Annotated in this window: 16 protein-coding genes; 5 read left to right on the forward strand and 11 right to left on the reverse strand. The window is 62.1% G+C overall.

Annotated elements, in window-relative coordinates:
- Positions 1-2: 2 nt before the first annotated feature.
- The 3 genes from CWB41_RS15415 (at position 3) to mctP (ending at position 2,824) form a co-directional block, all read left to right on the forward strand.
- The gene (locus CWB41_RS15415; RefSeq protein WP_115836392.1) at positions 3-998 is read left to right on the forward strand and encodes a hypothetical protein; all 996 of its coding nucleotides are present in this window, start codon (positions 3-5) and stop codon (positions 996-998) included.
- Between the two features lie 108 nt (positions 999-1,106).
- Positions 1,107-1,277, forward strand: coding sequence for a DUF3311 domain-containing protein (locus CWB41_RS15420; RefSeq protein WP_115836108.1), 171 nt, complete (start codon positions 1,107-1,109; stop codon positions 1,275-1,277).
- Entirely contained in the window at positions 1,274-2,824 is a 1,551-nt protein-coding gene (mctP, locus tag CWB41_RS15425; RefSeq protein ID WP_115836107.1) for a monocarboxylate uptake permease MctP, read from the forward strand. Before CWB41_RS15420 ends, mctP begins: the two co-directional genes overlap by 4 nt.
- A 332-nt stretch (positions 2,825-3,156) precedes the next feature.
- On the opposite strand, the gene CWB41_RS15430 is transcribed toward mctP, so the two are convergent.
- From CWB41_RS15430 to CWB41_RS15440, 3 genes are all read right to left on the reverse strand, one after another.
- Positions 3,157-4,842 (reverse strand): cation acetate symporter, encoded by a 1,686-nt coding sequence (locus tag CWB41_RS15430; protein ID WP_115836106.1) that lies wholly within the window; start codon positions 4,840-4,842, stop codon positions 3,157-3,159.
- Complete coding sequence (locus tag CWB41_RS15435; RefSeq protein ID WP_115836105.1) at positions 4,842-5,141, reverse strand: DUF485 domain-containing protein; 300 nt, start codon at positions 5,139-5,141, stop codon at positions 4,842-4,844. The genes CWB41_RS15430 and CWB41_RS15435 overlap by 1 nt, the downstream gene beginning before the upstream one ends.
- Before the next feature lie 207 nt (positions 5,142-5,348).
- Positions 5,349-6,446 (reverse strand): glycosyltransferase family 2 protein, encoded by a 1,098-nt coding sequence (locus CWB41_RS15440; protein ID WP_115836104.1) that lies wholly within the window; start codon positions 6,444-6,446, stop codon positions 5,349-5,351.
- 97 nt (positions 6,447-6,543) lie between these two features.
- Here CWB41_RS15440 and cobS point away from each other — a divergent pair, with 97 nt between their 5' ends.
- Positions 6,544-7,350: an adenosylcobinamide-GDP ribazoletransferase gene (gene cobS / locus CWB41_RS15445; protein WP_115836103.1), complete on the forward strand. Its 807-nt coding sequence runs from the start codon at positions 6,544-6,546 to the stop codon at positions 7,348-7,350.
- Positions 7,351-7,386: 36 nt separating this feature from the next.
- Here cobS and CWB41_RS15450 read toward each other — a convergent pair whose 3' ends face one another.
- The 8 genes from CWB41_RS15450 to CWB41_RS15485 all read right to left on the reverse strand — a co-directional run bounded on the left by CWB41_RS15450 (position 7,387) and on the right by CWB41_RS15485 (position 14,382).
- Positions 7,387-8,628, reverse strand: a complete 1,242-nt coding sequence (locus CWB41_RS15450; protein ID WP_115836102.1) for a M23 family metallopeptidase — start codon at positions 8,626-8,628, stop codon at positions 7,387-7,389.
- Between the two features lie 131 nt (positions 8,629-8,759).
- The gene (locus CWB41_RS15455; protein ID WP_245411219.1) at positions 8,760-9,455 is read right to left on the reverse strand and encodes a protein-L-isoaspartate(D-aspartate) O-methyltransferase; all 696 of its coding nucleotides are present in this window, start codon (positions 9,453-9,455) and stop codon (positions 8,760-8,762) included.
- A gap of 114 nt (positions 9,456-9,569) precedes the next feature.
- The gene (gene surE, locus CWB41_RS15460; protein ID WP_115836101.1) at positions 9,570-10,370 is read right to left on the reverse strand and encodes a 5'/3'-nucleotidase SurE; all 801 of its coding nucleotides are present in this window, start codon (positions 10,368-10,370) and stop codon (positions 9,570-9,572) included.
- A gap of 17 nt (positions 10,371-10,387) precedes the next feature.
- Positions 10,388-11,911, reverse strand: a complete 1,524-nt coding sequence (gene serS / locus CWB41_RS15465; RefSeq protein WP_115836100.1) for a serine--tRNA ligase — start codon at positions 11,909-11,911, stop codon at positions 10,388-10,390.
- Between the two features lie 15 nt (positions 11,912-11,926).
- The gene (gene tatC, locus CWB41_RS15470; protein ID WP_115836099.1) at positions 11,927-12,712 is read right to left on the reverse strand and encodes a twin-arginine translocase subunit TatC; all 786 of its coding nucleotides are present in this window, start codon (positions 12,710-12,712) and stop codon (positions 11,927-11,929) included.
- 18 nt (positions 12,713-12,730) lie between these two features.
- Positions 12,731-13,141 carry a Sec-independent protein translocase subunit TatA/TatB gene (locus tag CWB41_RS15475; protein WP_115836098.1) on the reverse strand — a complete coding sequence of 137 codons (411 nt, stop codon included), beginning with the start codon at positions 13,139-13,141 and terminating at the stop codon, positions 12,731-12,733.
- Positions 13,142-13,230: 89 nt separating this feature from the next.
- Positions 13,231-13,461: a twin-arginine translocase TatA/TatE family subunit gene (locus tag CWB41_RS15480; protein ID WP_115836097.1), complete on the reverse strand. Its 231-nt coding sequence runs from the start codon at positions 13,459-13,461 to the stop codon at positions 13,231-13,233.
- Between the two features lie 123 nt (positions 13,462-13,584).
- Positions 13,585-14,382, reverse strand: coding sequence for an ATP12 family chaperone protein (locus CWB41_RS15485; protein ID WP_115836096.1), 798 nt, complete (start codon positions 14,380-14,382; stop codon positions 13,585-13,587).
- A gap of 126 nt (positions 14,383-14,508) precedes the next feature.
- Here CWB41_RS15485 and ppc point away from each other — a divergent pair, with 126 nt between their 5' ends.
- Positions 14,509-17,289, forward strand: coding sequence for a phosphoenolpyruvate carboxylase (gene ppc / locus CWB41_RS15490; protein WP_115836095.1), 2,781 nt, complete (start codon positions 14,509-14,511; stop codon positions 17,287-17,289).
- The last annotated feature ends 7 nt before the right edge of the window (positions 17,290-17,296 follow it).

Genomic DNA, 17,296 nt, shown 5'->3' on the forward strand with positions numbered 1-17,296 from the left:
CTATGGACTTTGCAGCCCTGCGCCACCCCCACGTCCAATTCGCCGCCGTTTTGATCTTCGCGTGCGTCCTTGGCGCGCCTGGAATTGCTCACGCGCAAGAGAGACTCGCGCAAGACGGCAATGCTGACGTGATCGCGCCGATCATCCCGCCCGGCGGCCTAATGGGGCCGCGCCACGATACGCAGCCGAGCGTGCCGCACAATCCTTTGCTGCTATCGGCTCTTCTGAGCGCGACCGACCTGCGCCCCATCGGCTCGGGGCTCAAATGGCGCGTGTTCGACGAAGCCACCGAGACCGATGGCTCGCATCGGCTCGTTGCCGAGTCGAGCGAGGCGACCCCGTCGCTTTCGCTTCCGGATGGCAATTACATCGTGCATTGCGCCATGGGACTCGCCAGCATGACCCAGCGCGTCAGCATGGCTGGCGCGCCGATGAGCGAACGGCTTGTACTCAATGCCGGGGGCCTGCGCATTGTCCCCATGCTTGGCGACGAGCCGATCAATCCATCCAAGCTGATCATCTCCATCTATGTGCCCGAGCATAACAATTCCGAGGCGAAGCTGGTCGTCGCCAAGGCCCGTGCCGGTGACATCATCGGTCTTCCGGAAGGCAATTATCATGTCGTCTCGACCCTGCTCGATACGACCGGCGTCGGCTCGCTGGCGCAAAACGGCATCGCCAACGCGACAAACTCCGTCGTCAACGCCGATCTGCACGTGCAGGCTGGCAAGCTGACCGACGCCACGCTGCGCCACCGCGCCGCGGTGATGACCTTGAAACTCGTCAACGCGCCGGGCGGCGAGGCTTTGGCCAATTCCGCCTTCACCATCCTCACCCCCGGCGGCGACGTGATCCGTGAATTGATCGGCGCCTTCCCCTCGCTCGTGCTGTCCGAGGGCGAATATGTCGCCATCGCGCGTCATGGCGATAAGACCTATCAGGCGACTTTCAAGGTGGAATCCACGCACGACCAGGACGTGGAAGTGGTTGCCAGATAGGCGCCGCAAGCCCGGGCTTGATCGCTGCCACCCGGTTCGTTAAGTCTTCCTGACCGCCGAATACAGGCGGCACCTGTTCCGCGTTGCGGGATAGCGCACGGGGGGAAGATGAAATATCTGCTGCTGGTGCTGCCGTCTTTGGCGAGCTTTCTGGTGCCGTTTTACAATGTCACCGAACCGCGGCTCTTCGGCTTCCCGTTTTTCTACTGGTTTCTGATCGTCCTGATCCCGTTCTCCAGCCTTGTGACGTATATCGTCTATAAGGGGGAGAAGCGGTGATCGACCATTTGAACTGGACCGCCGCCGCGATCTTTCTCGGCTTTTTCCTGCTTGTCACCGTGCTCGGCTTCGTCGCGGCGCACTGGAAGCGCGGGGACCTTAACGACCTCAACGAATGGGGCCTGGGCGGCCGGCGTTTCGGTGCCTGGATCTCCTGGTTCCTGATCGGCGGCGACATCTATACGGCCTATACCGTGATCGCCGTGCCGTCGGTGCTTTATGCGGTCGGCGCCTATGGCTTCTTCGCCGTGCCCTATACGATCATCATCTACCCCCTGCTCTATCTGACCTTTCCACGGCTCTGGGCAGTCTCGCATCGCAAGAATTATCTGACGGCCAGCGATTATATCCTCGGGCGCTATGGCAACAGATGGCTGGAACTTGCGGTGGCCTTCACCGGCATTTTCGCGACCATGCCCTATATCGCGCTGCAACTCGTCGGCATGGAGCGGGTGATCGATGCTCTGGGCTTCGAGGGGCACGGCCTGATGAGCCATCTGCCGCTCACCATCGCCTTCGTCATCCTGGCGCTCTACACCTATCGTAGCGGCCTGCGCGCACCGGCCATGATCGCCTTTGTCAAAGACATCATGATCTATATCTTCGTGATCGCGGCGGTCGTCATCGTCCCGATGAAACTTGGCGGCTACGGCGCGATCTTCGACGCGGCTGGCGCGGCGCTTGCCAAAAAAGCGGCGGCGAGCGGCGGCAAGATCGCCGCCGGGCTGCTGCTGTCGCCGAAGCAGATGTTTCCCTTCGTCTCGCTCGCCATCGGCTCGGGTCTGGCCTTGCTGATGTATCCGCACTCGGTGACCGGCTTGCTCTCGGCGCGCAGCGGCAACACGATCCGCGTGAACGCCATCGCCCTGCCCGCCTATTCGGTGATGCTCGCGCTGATCGCGCTCATGGGCTACATGGCGCTGGCGGTCGGCGTGCATGTGACAAACCCGCAGGACGCCGTGCCGCATCTGATCCTCGCGGTCTTTCCGGATTGGTTCGTCGGCTTCTGCTTCGCGGCCATCGCGATTGGCGCGCTCGTCCCCGCCGCAATCATGTCGATCGGCGCCGCCAATACGTTCACCCGTAATATCTGGAAGCCCTTCATCCATCCGGCGATGAGCCCACAGGAAGAGGCCGTGCTCGCCAAGCTGATGTCGCTGATCGTCAAAGTGGGCGCGCTCGCCTTTATCCTGTTCGTACCGACCAAGTTCGCGCTCGATCTGCAATTGCTCGGCGGCATGTGGATGGCGCAGGTCTTCCCGGCGGTGATTTTCGGGCTCTATACGCGCTGGTTCAACGGCTGGGGTCTGCTCGCTGGTTGGGCCAGCGGCATGGTGCTCGGCACCTGGCTCGCATGGACGCCGACGGCCTGGGTGCCGGTCCACACCGTCTTCGGTTCCAGCTTTGCCATCTATAACGGCGTCACGGCTTTCGTCGCCAATGTGCTGGTCGCCGTCATCCTTTCGGCATTGCTGCCGAATACCGCACGGGACGAAACGCGCGCCGAAGATTATGCCGACCTACCCGAAACGGCGGTCGCCAAATAATATCATCAGCATCCTGTCGTCGGCCCCGTCGCGTCGCCGCAGCGCATAGCGGAAAAATCATTCAGTGGCTTAGGCGATGCCGACGACGATGATGATGCGGACGGCGACGGGAGCCCGAGCGGCCCACATCCGGCAAGCCCGAGCACGAGAAGCGCAAGCGCAATCTTTTTGAGCATTCCACACCCCGGTCTCATTGCTGATCTTAACTTGACAGTATGGCTGACCGGCTGGACGCCCGCTAGGACATCGAAGCCACAGGCCAAGCCCGACGATGTGTCAAAAAAGCGGCGCGGCGGAAACCGCCGCACCGCTTTTTGCCTTGCAGCATCGCCTCAATGCACGGCCGCGCCAGAGGCACCGATGCCCGTCTCCGCCCGCACGAATTGCGCGTCGAAGCCGGCCTTGTCCTTGGCCGCCCTGGCGCTGGTATCGAGCTTCGAAAACACATAGATGCCGATGAAGGCGAGCGTCATCGAAAACAGCGCCGGATTGCTGTAGGGGAACGGCGCCGAGCCTTTGGGGTGGCCCAGGACCAATTCCCACACGCTCGGCGACAGGATGACGCCGACCAAGCCGGTGATGAGGCCTAGAAACCCGCCGATGACAGCGCCGCGCGTGGTCATCCCGCGCCACAGAAGCGACGTCAGCAGAACCGGGAAGTTGCAGGAGGCCGCGATCGCGAAAGCGAGGCCGACCATGAAGGCAACGTTCTGCTTCTCGAAGACAATGCCGAGAAGGATGGCGATGATGCCCAGCACGACGGTTGCAACCTTCGAGACCCAGATTTCGTCCTTTTCGTTGGCCCGGCCGCCTTTGAGCACGGTGGCATAAAGATCGTGGCTGATGGCGGAAGCGCCCGAGAGGGTGAGCCCGGATACGACCGCGAGGATCGTGGCGAAGGCAACGGCCGAGATGAAGCCGAGAAACACATTGCCGCCAACCGCTGAGGCGAGGTGGATCGCCGCCATATTCGAGCCGCCCTTGATCGCCGCGAGACCTTTGGCCGGATTGGTCAGATATTCCGGATTGGTCGAGACGAGCGCAATGGCGCCGAAGCCGATGATGAAGGTCAGAATGTAGAAATAGCCGATGAAGCCGGTCGCATAGAACACCGACTTGCGCGCCTCTTTGGCGTCGGCGACGGTAAAGAAGCGCATGAGAATATGCGGCAGCCCGGCAGTGCCGAACATCAGCGCGATGCCGAGCGAAACGGCGGAGATTGGATTGGTCACGAAGGAGCCTGGCGCCATGATCGCCTGCTTCTTCGGATGCACCTCCACCGCCCTGGCAAATAGCGCCTCGGCGCTAAAGCCGAAATGCGCAAGCACCATGAACGCCATGAAGGTGGCGCCGGCGAGCAACAGGGCCGCCTTGATGATCTGCACCCAGGTCGTCGCCACCATGCCGCCGAAGGTGACATAGACAATCATCAGCACGCCGACGATCACCACGGCGACCCAATAGTCGAGGCCAAACAGCAGTTTGATAAGCGATCCCGCGCCGACCATCTGGGCAATCAGATAGAAAGCGACCGTCACCAGCGTGCCGCAGGCGGCGAGCACCCGGATCGGCGCCTGCTCGAAGCGGAACGAGGCAACATCGCCGAAGGTATAGCGGCCGAGATTGCGTAACGGCTCGGCGATGAGGAAGGTGACGATCGGCCAGCCGACAAGAAAGCCCACCGAATAAATCAGCCCATCATAGCCCGAAAGATAGACGAGGCCCGAAATACCGAGGAAGGACGCTGCCGACATGAAGTCGCCGGCAATGGCAAGGCCGTTTTGCAGGCCGGTGACGCTGCCGCCGGCCGAATAGAAATGCGCCGCGGTGCGGGTTCTATCAGCCGCCCATTTGGTGATCGCCAAGGTCAGGGCGACGAACGCGACGAACATGCCGATGGCGACCCAATTGGTTGGCTGTTTCACGGCTGGCGCGGTCAGCGCATCGGCCAGAGCCAGCGAGGGTGCCGCGAAAGCCGCGAGAGTGATCGCCGCAGCGAGAGTCTTGAGGCGCGACATCACTTGCTCTCCTCGATGATCTCTTTGGTCAAGACATCGTAGGTCGCATTGGCGCGCAAGACGTAAATGCCGGTCAGGACGAAAGCCGCGACGATGACGAAAAGACCCACGGGAATGCCGAGCGTGATGACGCCGGAGATCGGTGTGCCGAGCAGTTTCGGATCGAACGCGATCAGAAGAATGAAGCCAAAGTAGATGATGATGATGAGCAGGGTCAGCGATCCGCCCAACAATTTTCGGGCCTCGACCAGCTCCCTGAACTTCGGATTTCGTTCTATGGATTGAATGTCGGCGGGCATATGGAAGTCCTCCCCTTGGTCTTTGCGCCGCAAATTCTCTGCGGCTTTTTTGACGTCCGGTTCGGTTTCTTCGCGTCTCGACGAAGCTCCCATGGGACTCTGACCTTAGTCCGGTCGCCGTCCACGACTATACCATTGCCGCGCTAAAGGTCAGCCGGCGTTTGGTAGAATATTCACGTTTCAGGGAAACCGCGGCGCAGGGGAATGTCAGTTTTCCCGCGTTCGGCGTTTGAGAAGCCAGCGGAGCCGCGCGACCGCCACGCGCAAGCTGTGAAATCCCTGCCAGCCTCGGGACTTTGTCTTGCCGTCCAGGCAACTGATCGCGCGGAACAACTGCCACGGTCCCATCATCTGCCTGTCGAAAACATCGAAATTGTTCAGGACATGGTCGAGTGCGGCCTTGGCTGCCCGGGGCGCCATATCGCTTTCGCTCTCGTAACCTCTGATGTTGTTGAGCGACGGATGCCTGGTGAACGTATTGCCGCCATGGATGCGATAGGCGCCCAGCGGCCTTTCGATAAGGACGCTGCCGACGAAAGCGTTGATGGCAAAATTGAAAAACGCGTCCGTCGCGCTTCGCAGCGTCGGAAACTGCGGCGCGTCGATGAACATAGCGAGTGCATCCCGCCGATACATCGTTCCCGACGTCGGCGCCCAAACCCATTCAACGGCGGACGTGGAGATCGCCTTGAGCGGCAGATCCTTGACATCGGCCGAAAAGTGGAAGCCGCCAGCGGCCGCTTCGGGGAAGTGCCGCGGCGTGTTGAGCGCCACTTCCAGAAATTGGCGTGCGGCGGCACGCCCGCGCGCTTGAAATGTAGTCCCTAGGACGACCGCACCATCGACGACCTGCGTCATGTCGCTGGACGTAAATCCCGTCGCATGGCGCAGCGAGAGATGCACGAGCACATGCGTCTCGGCAAAAGTATTGAAATAATAATCGTCGGCATCGACGAACACGACATAGGGTCCGCGCGACTTGCGGTAGCCATCAAGACATGCCGCGCTCTGGCCGAGATTGGATTGTTCGTAGATGACTTGAAGCTGCGGATATGACAGCTTGAGGTCTGCAATAATTGCGGCGGATTCGTCGGTCGATTTATTGTCGACGAGAATACATTCGATCGCCGGGTAGGTCTGGGAGAAGATCGTGTCGATACATTGGCGCAAAAACCGCCCGTAATTGTAATTGACGACGATAAAGCTGACCATCGGCAAGAGCGCGTCGGCAAGTGCGCGCTTGGGCGTCGGCTCGGTGGCGGTCGCCGCAGCCAAAAGGGGGCCGGCTTTGATCATCTCGGTCATTCGACGAACAACAGCGTGAGTTGGCGCACAGGTGACATGCCTACATTCGTCAGTCCAGCTTGGCAGTAGAACTAAGCAAGCAACCAAGAGATGGAAAATGGAATCATACTTGAGCACGGTGAGACGTGTTGCCAGCGAATTTGTGGCAGACCTCCTAGCTTGTCTGCGATTTTATTCACGGTTGCCAATTCCGCCGTTCGAATTTGAGAAAAATCCTTACGGCTCCGGGATCACGGCGCGTATGAGAATGTTGCCATTCGCCGGTGCGCTGATCGGCGCCTTCGGAGCGCTCGCCCTCCTGTCCAGCAAAGCTCTCGGCCTGGCGCTTCCACTGGCGGCAACGCTCGCGATATTGTGCCTTATCGCCGTCACCGGGGCCTTTCACGAGGACGGTCTCGCAGATTTCGCGGATTCGATTGGCGGCACGACGCGCGAAACGCGCCTCGAAATCCTCAAGGACAGCCGGATCGGTACTTTTGGGACTATCGCCCTGATCGGCAGCGTGCTGTTGCGCGTCTTGAGCTTGTGGATATTCGCGCGGCACAATCTCGGGTTGGCCAGTCTGGTCCTGATTGCAACCGGCGGCGTTTCGCGCACCTTGGGATTGCTGCCGCTTGTGCTTCTGCCTCCGGCGCGCACCGAGGGCGCGGGCTTTTCCGCAACGAGCGATCAGCCGCCACTGCGAGTGACCGCGCTCTTCGCGTTAGCGCTGAGCTTGCTCCCCCTGCTCGCCGGCGCGAGTCTATGGCGTGTATTCAACGCGCTGGCCTGCAGCGCCGTGGCAGTCTACGGAGTCACGCTGTTGGCGCGGCGGCTGTACAGCGGCCAAACGGGGGACGTCGCCGGCGCCGCGCAGCAGGTCGCCGAAGTGACGACCTATCTGGTCTTCGCCGCGCGGTTTTGAGCGGCGCAAAAGCACCTTCACACCAACGCGTCTGGATCAAAGCCCGGCGAGATATTGAGTGGGGTCGACCGGCGTTGAACCCTTGCGGACTTCGAAGTGAAGCTGCGGCGACGTCGCATTGCCGGTTTCGCCGGACTTGGCGATCACCTGCCCGCGCCGAACTGTCTCACCACGCTTGACGTTGAGTTCGCCGTTATCGGCATAAGCGGTGACGAAGCCATTGGGATGGCGGATAAGCACAAGGTTGCCATAGCCGCGCACTTCGTTGCCGGCGTAGACGACAAGCCCCGCCTCCGCCGCCTTAACCGATGTGCCCTCCGGCAAAGCGATATTGATGCCGTCGTTGACGCCCCGGTGATAGCCCTCAGTGATCCGGCCGCGGGCCGGCCAGCGGAATGCTGGCGCAGCGTCGGCGGACTGATCCGGCGCGGGCTCGAGACTGGCCGTCGGCATATGATCGATCGGGGCCGCCGGCGTCGCGTGGGCATAAACGTGACCCACCGGCGCTGCATTCGCCTCCGGGCGCGGGTGCGACTTGAGTGTCCGGGCGCTGGCGAGCGGAGCGCCTTCATGCTTTTCGCGGGCCAATTTTTCGGCACGCTTTTGCGCCTTGATCTCCGCGGCGCGGGCGTGACGATCCTCGGCCGATGCCGGGCCACGGACGAAATGCAGATGCGTGTCGTGAATCCGCGCCTCGTGGATGCGTTCCTGCGTCCGGCGCTGCTCGTTGCGGGCCGTCGAAAAGCGCAGGCCGCTCGAAGCCGCCAGTGCCGCGTTATAGGTCGGGATCACGATCCGCGCGCCGGGGCGGACTTGCCCCGCATAAGAATAGCCGTTGGCATGCACCAAAGCGTCGGTCGGAATGCCATAGCGGCGGGCGATGACCTCCGCCGTCTCACCCTGCGCCACGACGACCGGCATGCCGCCTTCCGCCGTCCAGCCCGCGGTGCTCGGATGAACGCTGCGCGAGGCTGTATCGCTGCCGCTCCAGCCGGCAGAAGCGACGTGCGGGCTCCTGTAAGCCGGGGTCGAATAGGAGGCTGCGGGCGGCGGCGTCAGCGGCCGCGATTCGACCGGCTGCGTCGGCGCATAGGGCTGCGGCTGCGGCTCGGAAATGCTGCCGGTGGGCGTGTGGTCGACATCGCCGCGGAAGGGATCGGAGAAGGGATCCGTCAGACGCTGGGAATCAGCGCATCCGGCAAGCAAGCCGGCGCAGCAACCGATCATGAGAAGGCGAATAGTGAGACCGGAACTCAATACCGACGCGAAACTGGCCATGACGCAACCCACAGACGAAAAACTCTGGGTCGCATTAAGGGAGCAAGCGAGTTAAGGGAGCGTTTAAGATGAACGCGCCTTCACCTAATTCCATCGCGTTTTAGCTTAATGTAAACTTAACGCGGGCCGTCTCACAAAACCTGCGCGATACCGGGGAGCAACGCCTGCAAACGGCAAGGGCCGATCTGCGTCTCAACAAGCGCACCTGCTGCATCGCGGCGCAATTCGACAAGCACTTGCCGCCAGGCAACCTCGCGGTCTGGCCGCGCGACGACAATGCGGCCATCCGACACCAAAAGTGCGACGAGATCGGGCGGAAGTTCATCGAGCCGGGCATGGATCAAGATGCGGTCGAACGGGCCGGCCGCCGCGGGAACGCCCAAACCGTCGGCGAAGATGACCTCGACATTTTGCCTGCCCAGCCGCTCGAGCCGCAAGCGCGCGGCGATCGCCAGAGTCTGAAACCGCTCGATGGAGACAACTTGCGCGCCGATCTCGGCAAGGATAGCCGTCGCGTAGCCAGAGCCGGTGCCGATTTCGAGCACACGCTGTTCGCGCGTTACGCCGAGCGCCGCGATCATCCGCGCGACAAGCGAAGGCTCGGACAATGTCTGGCCGCAACCGATCGGCAAAGCGAGATCGCGCCGCGCAAGATCCACGAAACGGTGGGGCACGAACATCTCACGCGGGACTTTCTCGAGCGCACGCAGAAGATCGAGATCGCGAATGCCGCTTGAACGCAGGCGCAACAGGAAGGCGGCCTTCTCCTCCCCGCGCGCGGTGGCGGCATCCTCTTCCGCGACAGCCAGCGATCCGATCCTCGTCACGTTCCGCGCTTCCCCGGCGCCGGCCGCTTCGAAAGCGCCAGCGGCCGAATCAGGTGAAGATTGACGATTTCACGAATTGTGTCGAGCCAAAAGCAGGTCGCGCCGCTGCCAACACTATTCTGCGCGCTCTTTCTGCGAAGATGCGAATTCCGCGCGATCGAACAGCCGCGCATAGCGCGTCACCGAAACCTCATCGGTCATGTCGAGCTTCAGCGGCGTCACCGATATGCGATTGTTGCCGATTGCTTCAATATCGGTGCCGGGACGACGCTCGGTGATGTCACGCTCGAAGGCGATCCAATAATAGGGATTGCCGCGGCCGTCATTGCGACGCTCAAGCCGGACCAGTTGCATATCGCGGCGCCCCTGTATGGCGACGGAAACGCCCTTCACATCCTGCGCCGGGCAGCCGGGAAAGTTCACGTTGATCAGAACGTCGCGGTCGATGCCCTCCGCCAGCAGCGCCTTGATGATGCGCGGCGCGTGGACCTCGGCACAATCCCAGTCGAGCACGTTGTGATCGTCCGGATGATAGGTCTGCGACAGAGCAATTGAGGTGATGCCGAGGATGGTGCCTTCGATCGCCGCGGCGATCGTGCCCGAATAGGTCACATCGTCGGCGATATTGGAGCCTCGGTTGACGCCGGAGAGAATGAGATCGGGTTGATGTGCGCGCAAAATCTCGCGCACGCCCATGATGACGCAATCCGTCGGCGTGCCCTTTACCGCGAAGCGGCGCTCGGAAATCTTGCGCAGCCGCAGCGGGTCGTTGAGCGAGAGCGAATGCGAGACGCCGCTTTGATCGTGCTCCGGCGCGACGACGAAGATGTCGTCGGAGAGCCGCGCCGCGATCCGCTCAAGGACTTCCAGCCCCGGAGCGTGAATGCCGTCGTCGTTGGTGACCAGGATGCGCATGGGAGGGGCGATTCTCTTCAGGCCGCTTTCGTGAGTCGCGTGATACCGCCCATATATGGCAGCAAAACATCAGGCACCGTCACGGAACCGTCTTCGTTCTGGTAATTTTCGAGGACGGCGACCAGCGCCCGCCCGACCGCGACGCCGGAGCCGTTGAGCGTATGGACGAAGCGTGTCGTCTTGCCGCCCTCGGGCCGGTAGCGCGCTTCCATCCGCCGCGCCTGGAAATCGCCGCAGACCGAGCACGAGGAAATCTCGCGATAACGCCCCTGCCCCGGCAGCCAGACCTCGATGTCATAGGTCTTCTGCGAGGCAAAGCCCATATCGCCGGTGCAGAGCGTGACGACGCGATAAGCGAGGCCAAGCCGTTTCAACACTTCTTCAGCACAATTCAGCAGGCGCTCGTGTTCGGCGAGCGACTGCTCCGGTGTCGTGACGGAGACGAGTTCGACCTTGGGAAACTGATGCTGGCGGATCATGCCGCGCGTATCGCGGCCCGCCGCGCCGGCCTCGGCGCGGAAGCATGGCGTCGAGGCGGTGACTCGGATCGGCAGGTCTTTTTCGTCGAGGATTTTTTCACGCACCAGATTGGTCAGCGGCACTTCGGCGGTGGGGATGAGCCAAAGCGTCCGCTTGGTGAGATGTTCGTTCCAATATTTCAGATCGAATTGAGCAAAAAGATCATTCCTCGCATCGCGCAGCACCTGATTTCGGGCATAGCGCTCGTCAAGGCCGCGGCCTTTCACGTCGCGGATATAATCTTCGACAAATTTCTCCGCGCGCGCTTCCGCTTCCGCCTCGATCGCGTCTTTCTTTTCGGCGCGCTGCTGCTCGTATTCTTTCATTGCCTCAAGTCGCGCGATCGGCTCCAGAAAGGTCGGGAACTGATCCTCCCGGAACTTCGGCAATTGCGCCGTGCCGAACATCGCCTCATCGCGGACCAGAAGCGGCGGGTTGACCTCCGCATAGCCGTGCTCGCCGGTGTGCAGATCGAGCATGAACTGGCCGAGCGCGCGTTCGAGCCGCGCCAACGCGCCTTTCAAGACGACGAAGCGCGCGCCGGAGAGCTTCGCGGCGGTGTCGAAATCCATGAGGCCAAGCGCCTCGCCAATCTCGAAATGCTCTCTCGGCGTGAAGGAAAATTCTGGCTGCTTGCCAACGGCGCGCAACTCGGGATTGTCGTTCTCGTCCTTGCCGAAAGGAACCTCGGCGAGCGGAATATTGGGAACCCAGGCGAGCGTGTCTTCAAGCTCCTTGATCGCCTGACGTTCCTCCTCCTCGAAGCCCGGCAGCGCGGCCTTGAGATCGGCGACCTCCTGCTTCAGGACTTCGGCCCTGGCGGCATCGCCCGCCTTCATCGCCGCACCGATTTCCTTCGAGGCCGCATTGCGGCGCTCCTGCGCGGCCTGCGCCCTGGCGATGGCGGCGCGGCGCTTGTCGTCGAGCGCGAGCAGCTTCGCAGACAATGGCTCCGCGCCGCGGCGCATCAGGCCAGTGTCGAAGGCTTCCGAATTCTCGCGAATCCATTTGATGTCGTGCATGAATGAACTCGAAAATCAGGTGCCGGCCGCCGCCTTGGCCGCCTCCTCGGCGCGCCGCCTCTCGATGAAGGCGACCGAGACGATCGAAAGCTCGTAGAGGAGCAGGCCCGGAACGGCAAGGGCCAACATGGAGAAGACATCGGGCGGCGTCAGGATCGCGGCGGCGGCGAAGACGAGCACGGCGGCATAGCGGCGCTGGCGGCGCAGGAAAGGAGCATCGACGAGGCCGACGCGGCCGAGCAACGTCAGCACCACCGGCAATTGGAACACCACGCCGAAGCCGAAGATCAGCGTCATGATCAGCGATAGATATTCACTGACGCGCGGCAACAGTTCGATCTGCGCCCGCCCCGGCTGCGCCGCCTGCTGCATGCCGAGGAAGAAGGTCAGCAGATTTGGCAGGACAACGAAATAGACGAGCAAAGCGCCGAGCAGAAAGAAGACCGGCGTCGCAAAAAGATAAGGCGCGAAAGCCCGCCGCTCCTGCTTGTAGAGGCCAGGCGCGACGAAAGCATAGATCTGCGCCAGGATCACCGGACAGGCAAGAAAAGCGGCAGCGAAGAAAGCCACCCTGACCTGCGTGAAAAAATATTCCGGCGGCGACGTGTAGATGAGCTTCGCGCCGGGCCCCGCCACGCGCTCATAAGGAATGAGCAGGATGTTGTAGATGCCCTTGGCGAAGAAGAAGCAGACGATAAACATCACGACGAAGACGAGAAGCGCCCTGATGAGACGCGCACGCAATTCAATCAGATGGTCAATCAGCGGGGCGCGTGTCGCCTCGATATCGGCGTCGGTCATGGAGGGGCTCAACGCAGATCATTCATTGGCGGCGCGGGCCACAGGCGCAGTCTCGGGTGCAGCTTCGTTAATCTCAGGCGCGGAAACGGCAGCGACCGGAAGCGCCGCGACTTCCACAGGAACGGTTTTGACCGGCGCCTCGACCTGCCGCATGACACTTGCGATTTCGCTGTTGGCCGTTTGCAACGGATCGAAACCGAGGTCTATCTTGGCGCTCTCGGTCAATTTGTTGACGTCAGCTTTCAAATCCTCGGCGCCGGCCTCATTCATCGCCGTCATGAACTGAGCCTGGAATTCGGCTCCCATGCGGCGCAGCTTGGCGAGCGCCTGCCCCGCCTGCCGCATAACGCGCGGTAAATCCTTCGGGCCGATGAAAATAAGCGCCGCGATCGCGATGATGATCAGCTTACCGGCGTCGAATTCAAACATCGGGGCTTTCGCTCACATTCCTCGAGACCGCCTTCAGGAAAAGTGGAAACCGGTTTTCCGTCCGAAAGCTGTCCAATTGCCTGAAGAGATCAACTCGCCTTCTGCGACTGGGACGCCGGAGTCGCCTCGACAGAAGGGCGATGGTCGAGCGATTGCGGCGCCGCAGTCGGCGGCGTCTCCTCGTCGGCGAGACCCTTCTTGAAGGATTTAATGCCCTTGGCGAAATCGCCCATCAGGTCGGAAATCTTGCCCTTGCCGCCAAACAGCAGAAGCACGACGGCACCGAGTATCAGCCAGTGCCAAATCGATAACGATCCCATTGCGGATCTCCATTTTCACTCTGGCCGGAACCTAAGCCCCTAGCTGGGCGAAAACAAGGATAGCGCGCATTTCCCGCCCTTTTTACGCCGCCAAGGCAGGCACGTGGTTAGCAGAGCGCTTGATTAGTGAGGCGCCTGACTCAGCTTCCAGACGGTCTCCGCCGCCGCCATATCGGCGAAACGCCGGCTACGCCGGGCCGTAGCCTCGCTGTCCGTTCCCCATTGCCGGACCTGGAAGTCCTCGTCCACATGGGCGGCGGCCCAGGCTTGGTCGAGGCTATGAGACCCCTCCGCCAGCGCCAGGGCGATGAGAATGGAGCCGGCCAGCGCCGTCATCACAGAAAGGCTGGCTAGAAGAAACGGTGCCGCCGGCCCGGCGGCAATCTCGGCGATCCGCGCCCTGACCGCCGCCCTCGCCTCGGGTGGCTGGGCGACGAAAACCACGCCCTCGGCGCAAAAGAACCGTGCGCCGAGTTGCGCCGCAGCAAAATCCAGAACCGGGTCCCACGCCGCCGCCTGAGCCTCGGCAAGACTCGCGGGCTCCGCGGCACGGTAGCAAACGAGATCGGTTTCGGCATATTTGGCGATTTCGTCGATCACCGCGTCCATTTGATGCGCGACGCCGTCGATGGCGGTGAAGGCAAGCCGGGTCAGCGGCATCGTGGCGAAATCGATCTTGTCGCCCTGCGCGCGCCATTCGCCAGCGACCGCCTCAGCAAGTGCCGCGCTAGGCAGAACCAGCTCGCTCTTGGCCGGGGTCTTGGCCACGCGGCCGTCGAGGACGAGAGCGAAGCCGGTCCCAGAGGGGGCGATGCCCACTTCCTTGTAGAAACGTTGCGGCAGCGGTTTTTGCATATCGCGGCGGGCCAGCGCGATCGGGTCGCTCGGCTCAGCCGGGGGGGTGGTAAGGTCCTCACGCATAGACGTTCTTTAACGCAGAATGGCCGGGGGTGAAATGTCGCGCTACGGCGGCGAAAAATAGCCAGCATGGCCCTGCGCCAGAGGCTATAGATGGGGCCAGAACCACGGGAACGACGGGAGCGAACGATGAACAAGGAAACCGCCAGGACCCAATTTTCCGCGGACCGCGAACCCGATCGCGCGCTCAAAAACGATATCCGCCTCCTCGGCCGTATCCTTGGCGACACGGTGCGCGAACAGCAGGGGGAGGATATCTTCGACCTCGTCGAGGCCATTCGCCAGAATTCTGTGCGCTTCCATCGCGACGGCGACGAAGGGGCGCGGCGTAAGCTCGAATCCATCCTCGAATCGCTGACGCCCGCACAATCCGTGCAGATCGTGCGCGCCTATTCCTACTTCTCGCACCTCTCGAACATCGCCGAGGATCAGAACCAGATCCGCCGGATGCGGCGCGACGCTATCGCCAACCAGCCGGCAAAGCCCGGCACATTGGCCCGCGCCCTCGCCAGTGCGCACGAGGCCGGCATCACCGCCCCGCAATTGCAGGATTTCTTCGACAACGCCTTTATGGTCCCGGTCCTCACCGCCCATCCGACGGAGGTGCGGCGCAAGAGCACCATGTCGCGCGAGATGGCGATTGCACATCTTCTCGAGCGTCGCGACCGCCAGGAATGGTCGCCGGACGAGGAAACCGAGATCGAGGACAAGATCCGCCGCGCCGTCCTCATTCTCTGGCAGACGAGCCTGCTGCGCCGCACCAAGCTCAATGTCCGCGACGAAGTCTCCAACGGCTTGGCCTACTACGACTATACCTTCCTCCGGGAAGTGCCGCGGCTCTATCAGCAGGTCGAGCGGCAGGTCCGTGCTTATGATGCCTCGCTGGAAGAGGCGCCGATCGGCTCCTTCCTGCGGCTCGGCAGTTGGATCGGCGGCGACCGCGATGGCAATCCTTATGTCGATGCGGAGGTCGTGCGCGCGACCACGCGCATGCATGGCGAGCGCATCCTTGCCTTCTATCTCGACGAGCTCGACAAACTCGGCACCGAGCTTTCGGTGAGCGCCGAGATTGTCGAGGTGACTGACGAATTGCGCGAACTCGCCGCGAGTTCACCCGACTCCTCCCCGCACCGGATGGCGGAGCCCTATCGCCGCGCTGTAACCGCCATCCGCGGCCGGATCGCGGCCAATATCAGCGCGATCGACGAGCATTATCCGGTCAAGCGCGCCGGCGAGGCCATGCCCGCCTATCACAATGCCGACGAATTCCGCCGCGACCTGCACATCATCGATCAATCGCTGAAGCTGCATGGCTCGAAGCTTCTGACGCGGGGACGCCTGCGCGCGCTGCGGCGCGCGGCAAGCTGTTTCGGCTTCCATCTCACCACGCTCGATCTGCGCCAGAATTCCGATGTGCATGAGCGCATGATTGCGGAATTGCTCGACGCCGTGGCGCCCGGCACAGACTATACGTCCCGCAGCGAGGACGAGCGGGTCGCCCTCCTCGTCAAGGAACTGAACGAAGTCCGTCCGCTGATCTCGCCGTTCTTTTCCTATTCGGATGAAACCCGCAAGGAACTTGCGATCTTCCAGGCCGCCGTCGAGGCGCGCGCGATCTACGGCACCGAGGCAATCCGCACGAGCATCATCTCGAAGGCGGAATCGGTCTCCGACATGCTCGAACTCGCGGTCATTCTCAAGGAAGTCGGCCTCGTCGCGCCGGACGGCAAGAGCAAGATCGACATCGTGCCTCTGTTCGAGACGATCGAGGATCTGCGCAATTGCGCCGCTGTCATGGAAAGGGCCTTCAGCCAGCCGGCCTACCGCCGCCTTGTCGAAAGCCGCGGCGATACGCAGGAGATCATGCTCGGCTATTCGGACAGCAACAAGGATGGCGGCTTCGTCACCTCGGGCTGGGAATTGTACAAAGCCGAGATCGGTCTGGTCGAAACTTTCAAGCGGCATAAGGTGAAGATGCGCCTCTTCCACGGCCGCGGCGGCTCGGTCGGCCGCGGCGGCGGCCCGGCCTATGAGGCGATCCTCGCCCAACCGAGCGGCGCGGTGGGCGGCCAGATTCGCGTCACCGAACAGGGCGAAATCATTTCATCGAAATATTCCAATCCCGATGTCGGCCGGCGCAATCTCGAAACCTTCGTCGCCGCGACCTTCGAGGCGTCGTTGCTGATGCCGGAGGCGCACGCCCCGCGCGAGGAATATCTCGACGCGATGGAAGAGCTTTCAGGCTCTGCCTTCAACGCCTATCGGGCGTTGGTTTACGACACCCCGGAGTTCGAGGCTTATTTCTGGGGATCGACCGTCATCACCGAGATCGCGACGCTCAACATCGGCAGCCGGCCGGCCTCGCGCACCAAGACACGGAAGATCGAGCACCTGCGCGCCATTCCCTGGGTATTCTCCTGGGCGCAATGCCGCCTGATGCTGCCGGGCTGGTTCGGCTTCGGCTCCGCCTTCAAGGCCTGGATCAAGAAGCACCCGGACACCGGCCTCACGTTCCTGCAGGACATGTATCGGGAATGGGGCTTCTTCCGCACCATGCTCTCCAACATGGAAATGGTGCTGGCCAAGAGCAACATCGGCATTGCCTCGCGCTATGCCGAGCTGGTTCCCGACCGCAAGGTACGCGACAAGATTTTCCAGGCCATCCGCGCCGAATGGCTGGCCTCGATCGATGCGCTGCTGAAAATCACCGGCCAGAAGGAATTGCTGCAGGACAATCCGGCGCTCGACGCTTCGCTCAAGATGCGCATTCCCTATCTCGATCCGCTGAACCATGTGCAGGTCGAATTGCTCAAGCTGCATCGCGCGGCGGACAATCAGGACGAATCGATCCTGCGCGCGGTGCAGATCACGATCAACGGCATCTCCGCCGGTCTGCGCAACAGCGGCTAACGTATGC

The sequence above is a fragment of the Methylovirgula ligni genome (assembly GCF_004135935.1).
GTDB classification, from domain to species: domain Bacteria; phylum Pseudomonadota; class Alphaproteobacteria; order Rhizobiales; family Beijerinckiaceae; genus Methylovirgula; species Methylovirgula ligni.

What these genes read in the sequence shown, in the direction of transcription:
- CWB41_RS15450 (WP_115836102.1), bottom strand. Translation starts at nt 8,628, where the DNA reads ATGGCCAGTTTCGCGTCGGTATTGAGTTCCGGTCTCACTATTCGCCTT.
- CWB41_RS15475 (WP_115836098.1), bottom strand. Translation starts at nt 13,141, where the DNA reads ATGTTTGAATTCGACGCCGGTAAGCTGATCATCATCGCGATCGCGGCG.
- CWB41_RS15430 (WP_115836106.1), bottom strand. Translation starts at nt 4,842, where the DNA reads ATGTCGCGCCTCAAGACTCTCGCTGCGGCGATCACTCTCGCGGCTTTC.
- CWB41_RS15420 (WP_115836108.1), top strand. Translation starts at nt 1,107, where the DNA reads ATGAAATATCTGCTGCTGGTGCTGCCGTCTTTGGCGAGCTTTCTGGTG.
- CWB41_RS15415 (WP_115836392.1), top strand. Translation starts at nt 3, where the DNA reads ATGGACTTTGCAGCCCTGCGCCACCCCCACGTCCAATTCGCCGCCGTT.
- CWB41_RS15440 (WP_115836104.1), bottom strand. Translation starts at nt 6,446, where the DNA reads ATGACCGAGATGATCAAAGCCGGCCCCCTTTTGGCTGCGGCGACCGCC.
- CWB41_RS15480 (WP_115836097.1), bottom strand. Translation starts at nt 13,461, where the DNA reads ATGGGATCGTTATCGATTTGGCACTGGCTGATACTCGGTGCCGTCGTG.
- CWB41_RS15435 (WP_115836105.1), bottom strand. Translation starts at nt 5,141, where the DNA reads ATGCCCGCCGACATTCAATCCATAGAACGAAATCCGAAGTTCAGGGAG.
- tatC (WP_115836099.1), bottom strand. Translation starts at nt 12,712, where the DNA reads ATGACCGACGCCGATATCGAGGCGACACGCGCCCCGCTGATTGACCAT.
- cobS (WP_115836103.1), top strand. Translation starts at nt 6,544, where the DNA reads ATGGAATCATACTTGAGCACGGTGAGACGTGTTGCCAGCGAATTTGTG.
- CWB41_RS15485 (WP_115836096.1), bottom strand. Translation starts at nt 14,382, where the DNA reads ATGCGTGAGGACCTTACCACCCCCCCGGCTGAGCCGAGCGACCCGATC.
- ppc (WP_115836095.1), top strand. Translation starts at nt 14,509, where the DNA reads ATGAACAAGGAAACCGCCAGGACCCAATTTTCCGCGGACCGCGAACCC.
- serS (WP_115836100.1), bottom strand. Translation starts at nt 11,911, where the DNA reads ATGCACGACATCAAATGGATTCGCGAGAATTCGGAAGCCTTCGACACT.
- surE (WP_115836101.1), bottom strand. Translation starts at nt 10,370, where the DNA reads ATGCGCATCCTGGTCACCAACGACGACGGCATTCACGCTCCGGGGCTG.